This window comes from Mesorhizobium oxytropidicola, assembly GCF_056174625.1.
Genome location: NZ_CM149692.1, coordinates 1,340,904 through 1,352,594, shown reverse-complemented (window position 1 = coordinate 1,352,594; position 11,691 = coordinate 1,340,904). Strand labels below are relative to the sequence as shown.

The window sequence follows — 11,691 nt, the reverse complement described above, 5'->3', positions numbered from 1 at the left end:
TTTGGTCTAGATCAAAGGCCGACCCCGAATGTGCATGGCATGCACATAAGAATCTTCAGGAGACCCGTCATGAAATTTTTTGTCGACACCGCCGACATCAAGGATATCCGTGAACTCAACGATCTGGGACTGCTCGACGGCGTCACCACCAATCCGTCGCTGATCCTCAAATCCGGCGGCAAGATCGCCGACGTCACCAAGCAGATCTGCGATATCGTCGCCGGTCCGGTCTCGGCGGAAGTCGTGGCGACCGAGTACAAGGACATGATGGCCGAGGCCGAGGTGCTGGCCAAGATCGCGCCCAATGTCTGCATCAAGGTGCCGCTGACGCTGGACGGCCTGAAGGCCTGCAAGACGATCCGCACCCAGATGAACCGCATGGTCAACGTCACGCTGTGCTTCTCGGCCAACCAGGCGCTGCTCGCCGCCAAGGCCGGCGCCTCGTTCATCTCGCCCTTCGTCGGCCGCATCGACGACACCGGCTCGGACGGCATGGAGCTGATCCAGGAGATCCGGCAGATCTACGACAATTACGATTACCAGACCGAGATCCTGACCGCGTCGGTGCGCACGGTGAACCACGTCAAGCAGGCAGCGCTGATCGGCGCCGACGTCATCACCGCGCCGCCGGCGACGCTGAAGGCGCTGGTCAAGCACCCGCTGACCGACAAGGGCCTGGAACAGTTCCTCGCCGACTGGGCCAAGACCGGCCAGAAGATCGGCTGAGGTCGCATCGCTTCAATAAGAAAAGGCCGGGCGACCGGCCTTTTTTATTGCGAGTCGGAAGAAGCCACGCCGCCGAGGGGCGGTCGATCAATCGGTGCCCTCGTCTTCAGGCGCGGCTGCCTGCGGGCGCCGGCCCATGATGATCTCGCGCTTGCCGACATGGTTGGGCGCGCCGACAAGCCCTTCCTTCTCCATGCGTTCGACCAGGGATGCGGCGCGGTTGTAGCCGATACCGAGGCGGCGCTGGATGTAGGACGTCGAACACTTCTTGTCGCGCACCACCACCTTGACCGCTTCGTCATAGCTGGAATCGCCGTCCTCGGTCGCGACCGATCCCTTGTCGAAGACCGCGCCCTGGTCGTCGTCGACCTCTTCCTCATCCTCGTCGGCGGTCACCGTTTCCAGATATTCCGGGCGGCCCTGCGCCTTGAGATGCGCCACGACATGCTCGACCTCCGCGTCGGAAACGAAGGGGCCGTGCACGCGCGAAATCCGCCCGCCACCCATCATGTGCAGCATGTCGCCCTGGCCGAGCAGCTGCTCGGCGCCCTGCTCACCCAGGATGGTGCGGCTGTCGATCTTGGAGGTGACCTGGAAGGAAATCCGGGTCGGGAAGTTGGCCTTGATCGTGCCGGTGATGACATCGACCGAGGGGCGCTGCGTCGCCATAATCAAATGGATACCGGCCGCGCGCGCCATCTGCGCCAGGCGCTGGATGGCGCCTTCTATCTCCTTGCCGGCGACCATCATCAGGTCGGCCATCTCGTCGACGATGACGACGATATAGGGCATCGGCGCCAGATCAATTTCCTGCTGCTCGAACAGCGGTTCGCCGGTGCCCTTTTCGAAGCCGGCCTGCACCGTCATGACGACCGCCTCGCCCTTGTCGCGAGCCTGGGCGGCGCGTTCATTATAGCCGTCGATGTTGCGCACGCCGAGCCGCGCCATCTTGCGATAGCGGTCCTCCATCTCGCGCACCGCCCATTTGAGCGCGGTGACCGCCTTCTTCGGGTCGGTGACGACGGGCGTCAGCAGATGCGGAATGCCGTCATAGACCGAGAGCTCGAGCATCTTGGGATCGACCATGATCAGCCGGCATTCTTCCGGCTTCAGCCGGTAGAGCAGCGACAGGATCATGGTGTTGATGGCGACCGACTTGCCGGAGCCGGTGGTGCCGGCGACCAGCAGATGCGGCATCTTCGCCAGCTCGGCGATGACAGGCTCGCCGCCGATTGTCTTGCCGAGGCAAAGCGCCAGCTTGCAGCTGGTCTTGCGGAAACCCTGCGATTCGATCAGCTCGCGGAAATAGACGGTCTCTCGCGTCTCGTTCGGAAGCTCGATGCCGATGACGTTGCGGCCGGGCACCACGGCGACGCGCGCCGAAACCGCCGACATGGAGCGGGCGATGTCATCGGCGAGACCGATGACGCGGGACGATTTGACGCCCGGCGCCGGCTCGAACTCATAGAGGGTGACGACCGGACCCGGGCGGACGTGGATGATCTCGCCGCGCACGCCGAAATCCTCGAGCACGCTTTCCAGAAGATCGGCATTCTGCTCGAGCCGCTCCTGCGACATGTAGAAGCCCTGCCCTTCCGGCGGCTGCTGCAGCAGCTCTTCCGAGGGAAGTTCGTACGCCTCGCCTGTCGTGGCCGGCACGATCTTGCCGGCCTTGGGCAGTGGCGCTGACACGCGCACGGCCGGAGCCTGCACACGCTCCTCCGCGCCTTGCGCCACCTGCGCGACCTGCGCCGGTGCGCCGTTGCTGGCAATGGCGGGAACTGCAACCGCCACCTGGGCCCGTCGCGGTGCGCTGCTCGCCACCGGCTGGACCACGGCTTCGTTCGAGTTGGCCGGCCGCACCTCCGGCAGAACAGACGGAGTCTGCTGGCCTGGAAGGCATTCGATCACACGAAACAACGCGGTCGGATCGGCAGTGGGCGCGGCGCGGACGCCGGCCCGTCCCGCGGCAATCGACGTGGCCGCGCGCGGAACCGGGGCAGCCCGCGGCGCCGGTGACGAACCTTCGATCATGTAGGGCGCCATCAGTTCGAAGAAAACGTGATCCGACAGAAAGGGCCAGCGCACGTTGTCGCGGCCTGGTGTCTTGACCGGCGCAGCCATTCCCTGGGCGGACGCCGCCGATGCGGATGTCCGTACCGGCGCGGCCGTCCTCGGACCAATCGGCGCAACAGCCCGTGCCTTTTCGCTGGTATGCCCGGCTGGAATAGATGGCACGGACGAGGCAGGAGGGCGGCGGCTCGTCTGCGGGGGCAAGGCGGCGTGGGACGCCGTGGTGGATTTTGCCATCGCCGACGGCGCCGGCGGCGCCAGTGGTTCATTTTGCTCGGCGGCAATTTGGTCGCGCTCCGGGCGGTGCGTCTTGGCTTCGTAATCCGGCGTACGCGTAAACCGCACATTGGGCGCCAGGAAGAAATACTCTTGCCAGGCAGGGCTTTCATTGCCGCCGAGATCAACAGGTGGCGGGAGATTGCTGGCCTTGGTCGCGCCGGGCTGCTGACCGTTGAAACGCTTTCTCTCGGGGTCGTCGGGCGAAGCTGGCTTCAATGAATTGACCCGAGGAAAACGCTTGGATTCCATTCTCAAGACTCACTCTGAAATGTCTGCTGAGACATAGGGAGCGAGTGGTTAACAGTTGCTTCCCGTCGGCCCCTTTGGAGCGACCGAAACGCATCTTTCGTAGCGATGTGTGGAGATCCGGATTCGAGCAGCCGATCGTCATTCGGCGATCACTCGCACGTCCAATGCGTCGCGCTAAAAGGTGAGCTGAAAATCCGACCACTGCAAGGCGGCCAGACATCAGGATCGAGAGGGTATCTTCCGTTAAACGAAAGCGGCGCTAGCTGGCCGCCTTGCCGTGCCGGACCAGATCCTGGGCGATGGACAATTGCAGGGCCTCGGCCAGTTCGCGCGCGGCGCGATTTTCGGCATCGATCTGCGCCCGGTACGAAGCGAATTCCTGGCGCGGCCTGTCGAAGGACGAGGTGATCGCACGCTTGCCGACCGTGATGACGGCGCCGGTTTTCATATCGGTCAGCGCATAGCTGGCGTTCAGCGTCACAGAACCGGCGGTCGGCTCGTCTTCGTCGGTTCCAACCTGCACGAGCGCTGCCGAATCGACGGCTTCGGTCACCGTGAGATCGAGTGAATAAAGCGGCGAAGCCGGTTCGCCGGCGCCACGCCCGAAGCCGAAGATCAGATTGTTGCGCACCTGCTGGGCATAACGCGTCTTGACCGGCTTGATGGCGATCGACGCCAGTTCGGTATTGGCGGTCGAGCCCGTCGACAACGGCGCGTTGGAATAGAGCGGCCGCACCGTGCAGGCCGAAACCAACGCCAGCGCGCCGACAAGGCCGGCAAGCGCCACGCGGCGCAGCAAGCGGCGCAGCTCCGTCTTTTCCCGATCAGGCAACGACATTGACGATCCTCTGCGGCACGATGATCACCTTGCGCGGAGCCTTACCTTCGAGCGCTTTCTGCACGAAGTCGAGAGCCAATACCGCTTTTTCGACCGCACCTTGGTCCGCGTCGCGGGCAATTGTCAAATCCCCCCGCTTCTTGCCGTTGACCTGTACCGGATAGGTCACTTCATTGTCGACGACCAGCGCCGGATCGAAGACCGGCCATGGCCGTTCGGCGACCAGATCGGTGCCGCCGAGCGTCTCCCAGCACTCTTCGGCCAGATGCGGCATCACCGGCGCGATCAGATGCACCAGGATCTCGACCGCCTGGCGGCAGGCGCCTTGCAGTGCCGGATCGGCCTTGCCTTCCGCCACCTGGTTGAGCGGCGTGGTCAGCACGTTGGCCAGCTCATAGATGCGGGCGATGGCACGGTTGAAGCCGAGCTTCTCGATGTCCTCGCCGACCGCTTTCAGGATCTTGTGCGTGGCCTTCGAGACCGCTCCCGCCTCGCCAGCGTCAGCCGCGGCTGGCTTGACGCCCGTCAGCGTCTCGGCCGCCGTCGACACCAGACGCCAAATGCGCTGCATGAAGCGATGCGCGCCGGCGGCGCCATCATCGGTCCATTCGACATCGCGCTCGGGCGGCGAATCCGACAGCATGAACCAGCGCGCCGTGTCGGCGCCGTAGCCGTCGGTAATGTCTTCCGGGCTCACCGTGTTCTTCTTCGACTTCGACATCTTCTCCAGCGGGCCGATGGTGACGGGCTCGCCGGTGGCTATATCGAAGGCACGACGTTCGCCGTCGACGCCCTCCAGCCGCACCTCGGTCGGCGCCAGCCAACGGCCGTTCGAAGCCGAACCGGCGCGATAGGTCTCGTGCACCACCATGCCTTGTGTGAACAGGCCCTTGAACGGCTCGGCCAGATCGACATGGCCGGTCTCGCGCATGGCGCGGGTGAAGAAGCGCGAATAGAGCAGGTGCAGGATCGCATGCTCGATGCCGCCAATATACTGATCGACCGGCAGCCATTCATTGGCCGCCTTGGGATCGGTCGGCTCATGCGCCCAGGGTGCGGTAAAGCGGGCGAAATACCAGGACGAATCGACGAACGTATCCATCGTGTCGGTTTCGCGGCGCGCATCGCCACCACATTGCGGGCACTTCACATGCCGCCAGGTCGGATGCCGGTCGAGCGGATTGCCCGGCCGGTCGAAATCGACATCGTCCGGCAGCTTGACCGGCAGGTCGGCCTTGGGAACCGGTACCACGCCGCAATCCTCGCAATGGATCATCGGGATCGGGCAGCCCCAGTAGCGCTGGCGCGAAATGCCCCAGTCGCGCAGGCGGAAATTCACCTTGCGCTCGGCCATCGGCCGGTTGCCGATGGTCTTCTGCTCCAAGAGCTTCGCCACCTCGTCGAAAGCGCGGTCCGGCTTCATGCCGTCGAGGAAGCGTGAATTGATCATCACGCCGTCGCCGTCATACGCCTCCTCGATGATCTGGAAGGTCTTCGCATCGCCGCCTTCCGGCATCACCACCGGTATCACCGGCAGGCCGTATTTGTTGGCGAAGTCGAGGTCGCGCTGATCACCGGACGGGCAGCCGAAAATGGCGCCGGTGCCATATTCCATCAGCACGAAATTGGCGACATAGACAGGCAACGTCCAGCTGTCGTCGAACGGATGAACGACGCGGATGCCGGTGTCGAAGCCCTTCTTCTCGGCCGTCTCAAGTGCGGCTACCGAGGTGCCCATATGGCGGACCTCTTCGATGAACTTCGCCAGTTCTGGATTGGTCTCGGCAGCTTTCTTGGCCAGCGGATGATCGGCGGCGATCGCCATGAAAGACGCGCCGAAAATGGTGTCGGGCCGCGTCGTGTAGACTTCCAGCTCATGCTCGCCGGCAACATCCGAGGCCAGAGGCCAGCGGATCAGCAGGCCTTCCGAACGGCCGATCCAGTTCTGCTGCATCAGCTTCACTTTTTCGGGCCATTCGTCGAGGCCGTCGAGCGAATCCAGCAGGTCCTGCGCAAAATCGGTGATCTTGAAGAACCACTGCGTCAGTTCGCGCTGTTCGACCAGCGCGCCCGAGCGCCAGCCGCGCCCGTCGATGACCTGCTCGTTGGCGAGCACCGTCATGTCCTCCGGGTCCCAGTTGACCTTGGAGGATTTGCGCGTCACCAGCCCCTTCTCGACGAAGTCGAGGAACAGCATCTGCTGGCGGTGGTAATAGTCGACGTCGCAGGTGGCGAATTCGCGCGCCCAGTCCAGCGACAGGCCCATGACCTTGAGCTGCTCGCGCATGGTGGCGATGTTCTGGTAGGTCCATTCCTTGGGATGGACCTTGTTCTGCATCGCCGCGTTCTCGGCCGGCATGCCGAAGGCGTCCCAGCCCATCGGGTGCAGCACGTTGAACCCCTTGGCCCGCTTGTAGCGCGCCACCACGTCGCCCATCGTGTAGTTGCGGGTATGGCCGATATGGATGCGCCCCGACGGATAGGGGAACATCTCGAGCACGTAGTATTTCGGCTTCGGGTCGTCATTGCGCGCTTCGAACAGCTTCTTCTCGGCCCAGGCCTTCTGCCATTTGGGCTCTGACGCCCGCGGATTGTATCGTTCGGTTGCCATTGGACGTTTTTCACTTAAAAGCAGGCGCGAACCGCGGGCGACTGGCTGTGCGGTTCAGGGAATGTGGTCCGGGTGTTCACCATGGTTTGGCAAACCCGTCAACCATATGGGCATCGCGGCGGCTAAAAACGCGGGTCAAAACAGCGGGATTTGCATATGGGTGACACTGTTCAGCAGTTTTTCGCGGTCAAGGCGAAGATCGCCGCCGCCAAGCAGGAGGCGCGCCGCGAGGCCGGCGCGGTGACACTGGTGGCCGTCTCCAAGACTTTTGATGCCGCCGACATCCAGCCGGTGATCGACGCCGGACAGCGTGTCTTCGGCGAGAACCGCGTGCAGGAGGCGCAAGGCAAATGGCCTGAGCTGAAGCAGGCCTTTGCCGATATCGAGCTGCATCTGATCGGTCCGCTGCAATCGAACAAGGCCAAGGAGGCGGTGGCGCTGTTCGACGTCATCGAGACGGTCGACCGCGAGAAAATCGCCGCCGAACTCGCCAAGGAGATCGCCCGGCAAGGCCGCGCCCCAAAACTCTATGTCCAGGTCAATACCGGCTCGGAGCCGCAGAAGGCCGGCATCGAACCGCGCGACGCGGTGGCCTTCGTCGCCCGCTGCCGCGATGTCCACGGCCTCGTCATCGAAGGCCTGATGTGCATCCCGCCGGCCGACGAGAACCCCGGCCCGCATTTCGCCCTACTGGAAAAACTGGCGCGCGAAGCAGGCGTCGAAAAGCTGTCGATGGGCATGTCCGGCGACTATGAGACAGCCATCGCCTTCGGCGCCACCAGCGTCAGGGTCGGCTCGGCGATCTTCGGCAGCCGGTAGATCGCGTTAGCGCGAGAATATTTTCGCATAATTCGGCACCAGCATGTGCTCGGCTTTTACTTTGCGGACAAGCCATGACCACCGCGTGTGGCCAAACAGGGGAAGGTGCGCAACGCCGGTTCGGCTACCCAGCGTTACGACCATCGTCGGATCGCCGGTTCGTGGTTTGTAGGGCAGAGAGGGCGACTTGCCAGCCAGAATGGAGCGAATGTTGGTGGCTGCGACCTTGACGTGTCCCCTGATGTGAAACGCCATCTTGTTTTCAGCAAGATCAGTAATGTCACCGAGCGCAAAGATGCTTCTTTCTCCTTTCACCCGGAGGTCCGCTGCCACCTTGACGTGGCCGTCTGGTGTGAGCCGGCTCGCAAAGTTTTGCTTCATGAAGGCGGTGTTCGGCCGCCCTCCAATGCACAGTATTGCGAGGTCGTAAGCGATGACCTGACCGGCGTCGGTGGTAACCTCGCCACTGCCAGCAAACACGTCTTGCAAATTGGACAAAAGCCCATCGATGCGCTGTCCCGTCAGGATAGTCACACCCCGCCTTTCCAGAATGGCAGCGGCGCGAGCAGCGGCGGCTTCGGAAGTGCCTCGCAAGATGCGTGGCTGGGACTCGACCAATGTGACATGCTTGTGCGGCCATGCTTCGGTAATCTCACCGGCGACTTCGACACCAATAGGCCCGCCGCCGATTAGAAGAATGCGCTTGGCGCCTGCAAGGCGGTCATGGAACCTCTGATAGAACGCATGGCGGTCGGCACCGCTCCCCTCCTGGCCGCGCACCAGTTCGTTGGCGAAGCGGTTCCCCGTGGCCAGGACGGCAGCCTTCCCAGTGACGAGAAGCCTCCGGCCGGAAGCGTCTTCGACGATACCGCCCTCGCTGGTAAGCTCCGTCAGGCGAGCGGCGACATGATCGACTCGAGGAAGAGCCTTTGCAAAGGGCATGATGGACTGCCTGGAGAAATCGGGCTTTACCAGATTGCGCGGTGCAGCCATCGTCACTTCGAAATAATCGAGCGGATCGACCAGGATCACCTTGGCAGTGGCGGACAATTGCTGCGCGAGGAGAGCCCCTGCAATGCCGCCCCCGTAAATGACGACGTCACCAACCTTTCGCTCCCCGACACGCTCTTCGTTTGCCACTTCCACGCTCACGTCTTTCACCTGTTCGCTCGTTAAATGAGGACGGCAGAGCCAATCCCTTTACCGCCGCAAATTTTGTGATCTAATATTGAATTGGCAAGTACGATGATTTTTATGATATAGGATGAAAATGCAGACTATTGAGGAAATGACGGCTTCAGCGCCTGCCGAAGAGTGTCGCGGACAGCCGATGGAGCGCTTCCACGCCGCGATGCGGATTCTGACGGGGAAGTGGAAAGGCGAGATTCTCTGGCAGCTCGTTCACGGCAAGCGGCGCTTCGGCGAGTTGCGACGAGCAATACCAGGCATCACGCAACACATGCTCACCGCGCAGTTGCGCGATCTCGAGCAAAACGGTCTTTTGATCCGCACCTGCTACGCCGAAGTGCCGCCGCGTGTGGAGTATGAACTCACATCCGTCGCACTCGCCCTTCGCCCCGTTTTCGACGAGATTATTCGTTGGTCTGAAAACCATGCCGCGCGGCTGAAACTCGACGCCTTCGACACTCGATCCTAATCCCTGGAAAGCCTGCCCCCGCCCGCAACGATGCTGGTGACCCGGTGTTGGGGATTGGCGACGGTTTTGAGCCAGCACCGGTCCATCATTGCGCCACCACTGGAAACGAAACGTTCCGTTCCTATTTGTTTTGTGTCATCACAATTCTCCTGGAGCTTTCACCATGCGCTACAACCAGCTTGGCAATACGGGGATGTTCGTCTCCGAACTGTGCCTCGGCACCATGACCTTCGGTGCCGCCGGCGAAAATGCCCAATGGGGCCTGATCGCCAGCCTCGACCAGAAGGGCGTCAATGAGATTGTCGGCCGCTCGATCGCCGCCGGCGTCAATTTCTTCGACACGGCTGACGTCTACTCCTTCGGTCAGTCCGAGCGCCTGCTCGGCCAATCGTTGCGTGATCTCGGCGTCGCCAGGTCGAGCGTAATCATCGCCACCAAGGTGCATGGCGCCATGGGCCAGGGTCCGAACGAACGCGGCTCGTCGCGCGGCCACATCATGGATTCGGTCGATGCCAGCCTCGAACGGCTGCAGCTCGACCATATCGATCTCTATCAGCTGCACGGTACCGACGCGGTGACGCCGATCGACGAGACGCTGCGGGCGCTCGACGATCTCGTTGCCAGCGGCAAGGTTCGTTACGTCGGCGTTTCCAACTGGGCGGCGTGGCGCATCGCCAAGGCGCTCGGCATCGCCGACCGCAAGGGCTTCGCCCGTTTCGAAACCATCCAGTCCTATTATTCGATCGCCGGCCGCGATCTCGAACGCGAGATCGTTCCGCTCATCAATGAGGAAAAACTCGGCCTGATGGTGTGGTCGCCGATGGCCGGCGGCTTGCTCTCCGGCAAATACGGCCCCGGCGCGCCCGGCAATGGCGAGGGCCGCCGCGCGTCCTTCAACTTCCCGCCAATCAACGAGGACCGCGCCTGGGCGGCGGTCGCCGTCATGCGCGAGATCGCAAAGAAGCATGACGTCAGCGTCGCCACCGTGGCGCTCGGCTATGTCCTGGCCAAGCCTTTCGTGATGAGCGTGATCATCGGCGCCAGCCGCATGGATCAGCTGGAGCAGAACCTTGCCGCAGCTGACGTGAAGCTCGATGCGGACGATCTCGCGAAACTGGACGAGGTCAGCGCGCTGCCGGCCGAATATCCCGGCTGGATGCTGGAGCGCCAGGCAGCTGGCCGCCGCCCGGCCCCCTTCACGCCGAAGGCCTAACCGGCTCCACACGATTTTCAGGAAAGCCGCGTGTCCCTCGGGGCACGCGGCTTTTTCACGCTCGTCAAGCCGCACGCGTCGCTTGTACCGGATGCGGATTCGCAGCTACCATCATAACACCGGAGCAGCATCAGGGGCGATGATGGTACCATCCGCCGAGGAATTTCGAGACAGGATTGTCGCGATCATGGCTGATCGCCAGGCGGCGGCTTCCGCCAGCCCTTACGATTGGAAAGTCTGCGTCGGTGCGGTCAGTGCCGCGCGAGACGAATTTGAAAAGGTCATCGTCGCTGGTACGGCGCATGACTACGGAGCCGCCGTCATTGCTCGTTTGGAGCGGCTGCGGGACGCATATTATGACCCGGATGGGGAATACACTTCTGGGCGATCGGACATCGGCACCGTCATTGAAAAGATCAGGAAAGCCTTGAAGGCTATCCCCTGATGATGGCGCACCTCACCCGGAGGTGGATAGGCTCGGTATCAAAGCGGATTGTCAAAAGTGTTGCAGTCCGCGATCGCTTTTCCGGCAAGGCCTCGATCAAACCAGCGGATCCTCTGTTCTGAGGTGCCGTACCTCTTGGTCGTCGAATTTCCGGAGGCATTGGCGGGTTGATCGTCGCCGAGAGATCGCAGCAGATCCCTGGCTTGGGCCAGATCGGTGTCTTCTAACAACCCCTTGTCCTGAACATAGCGGCTCCACAGTCCGGCAAAACAATCGGCCTGCAGTTCGACCTGTTCCGATCGGATGATGGCGGCTTGCTGGTCCCCGTCGGTTACAGCCGATGGCGAAACGGCCGAGATGTTCTGCACGTGGTACGCAACCTCTCGGGCGACAATCAACGCCTTGGCGAAATCTCCTGTCAAACCGACCTCTCGCAGTTCGGGGAACGCCGGATCGAGATAAATCTTGTGGTCTGCCGCGCAGTATGATGTCCCGGAAACAGCACCGCATGCTGTAGCGATGAAGCCGGTGAACAGCACCAGCTTGGGCTCCTCATAGGTCGATCCGCCGGCTTTGAAGGTGGCGCCCCAGAAATCCTCCGTTTCCGCCAGAACCACCGAGACGAACTGCTTGACGTCGTCATTTCCGGCGCTTGCAGCAGACACGCCTGCTTTCGAGACCTCGGCAGCCTCGGAGATCGTCGGGGCATGCAGCCCTGTCGCTATGGCAAGCAGCGATGCCGTGACCAAGGACAAGCGGATCAATTCACGCCTCCTGAATT

Annotated in this window: 10 protein-coding genes; 5 read left to right on the top strand and 5 right to left on the bottom strand. The window is 62.4% G+C overall.

The annotated features are described in order from the left end of the window. Positions 1-69 precede the first annotated feature (69 nt). Positions 70-726 (top strand): fructose-6-phosphate aldolase, encoded by a 657-nt coding sequence (gene fsa / locus AC0V8S_RS06725; protein WP_475437232.1) that lies wholly within the window; start codon positions 70-72, stop codon positions 724-726. 87 nt (positions 727-813) lie between these two features. Here the strand turns inward: fsa and AC0V8S_RS06720 are convergent, their stop codons facing one another. The 3 genes from AC0V8S_RS06720 to leuS form a co-directional block, all read right to left on the bottom strand. Continuing rightward, on the bottom strand, positions 814-3,327 hold the full coding sequence (locus AC0V8S_RS06720) for a DNA translocase FtsK (protein WP_475437231.1): 2,514 nt from the start codon (positions 3,325-3,327) through the stop codon (positions 814-816). 259 nt (positions 3,328-3,586) lie between these two features. Beyond that, the gene (locus AC0V8S_RS06715) at positions 3,587-4,165 is read right to left on the bottom strand and encodes an LPS assembly lipoprotein LptE (protein WP_475437230.1); all 579 of its coding nucleotides are present in this window, start codon (positions 4,163-4,165) and stop codon (positions 3,587-3,589) included. Further along, positions 4,152-6,776: a leucine--tRNA ligase gene (leuS, locus tag AC0V8S_RS06710; RefSeq protein WP_475437229.1), complete on the bottom strand. Its 2,625-nt coding sequence runs from the start codon at positions 6,774-6,776 to the stop codon at positions 4,152-4,154. Before leuS ends, AC0V8S_RS06715 begins: the two co-directional genes overlap by 14 nt. A 156-nt stretch (positions 6,777-6,932) precedes the next feature. Here leuS and AC0V8S_RS06705 point away from each other — a divergent pair, with 156 nt between their 5' ends. Next, a complete protein-coding gene (locus tag AC0V8S_RS06705) occupies positions 6,933-7,595 on the top strand; it encodes a YggS family pyridoxal phosphate-dependent enzyme (RefSeq protein ID WP_475437228.1) in 663 nt (220 codons plus the stop codon). A 6-nt stretch (positions 7,596-7,601) separates the two neighbouring features. Here the strand turns inward: AC0V8S_RS06705 and AC0V8S_RS06700 are convergent, their stop codons facing one another. Continuing rightward, positions 7,602-8,756 carry an NAD(P)/FAD-dependent oxidoreductase gene (locus AC0V8S_RS06700; protein WP_475437227.1) on the bottom strand — a complete coding sequence of 385 codons (1,155 nt, stop codon included), beginning with the start codon at positions 8,754-8,756 and terminating at the stop codon, positions 7,602-7,604. Positions 8,757-8,865: 109 nt separating this feature from the next. On the opposite strand from AC0V8S_RS06700, the gene AC0V8S_RS06695 reads away from it, so the two are divergent. From AC0V8S_RS06695 to AC0V8S_RS06685, 3 genes are all read left to right on the top strand, one after another. Further along, positions 8,866-9,252 (top strand): winged helix-turn-helix transcriptional regulator, encoded by a 387-nt coding sequence (locus tag AC0V8S_RS06695; protein WP_475437226.1) that lies wholly within the window; start codon positions 8,866-8,868, stop codon positions 9,250-9,252. A gap of 163 nt (positions 9,253-9,415) precedes the next feature. Continuing rightward, positions 9,416-10,465 carry an aldo/keto reductase gene (locus AC0V8S_RS06690; protein WP_475437225.1) on the top strand — a complete coding sequence of 350 codons (1,050 nt, stop codon included), beginning with the start codon at positions 9,416-9,418 and terminating at the stop codon, positions 10,463-10,465. Positions 10,466-10,652: 187 nt separating this feature from the next. Further along, positions 10,653-10,910, top strand: coding sequence for a hypothetical protein (locus tag AC0V8S_RS06685; RefSeq protein WP_475437224.1), 258 nt, complete (start codon positions 10,653-10,655; stop codon positions 10,908-10,910). A gap of 38 nt (positions 10,911-10,948) precedes the next feature. Here AC0V8S_RS06685 and AC0V8S_RS06680 read toward each other — a convergent pair whose 3' ends face one another. Then, positions 10,949-11,575, bottom strand: coding sequence for a neutral zinc metallopeptidase (locus AC0V8S_RS06680; protein ID WP_475438584.1), 627 nt, complete (start codon positions 11,573-11,575; stop codon positions 10,949-10,951). Positions 11,576-11,691: the final 116 nt, after the last annotated feature.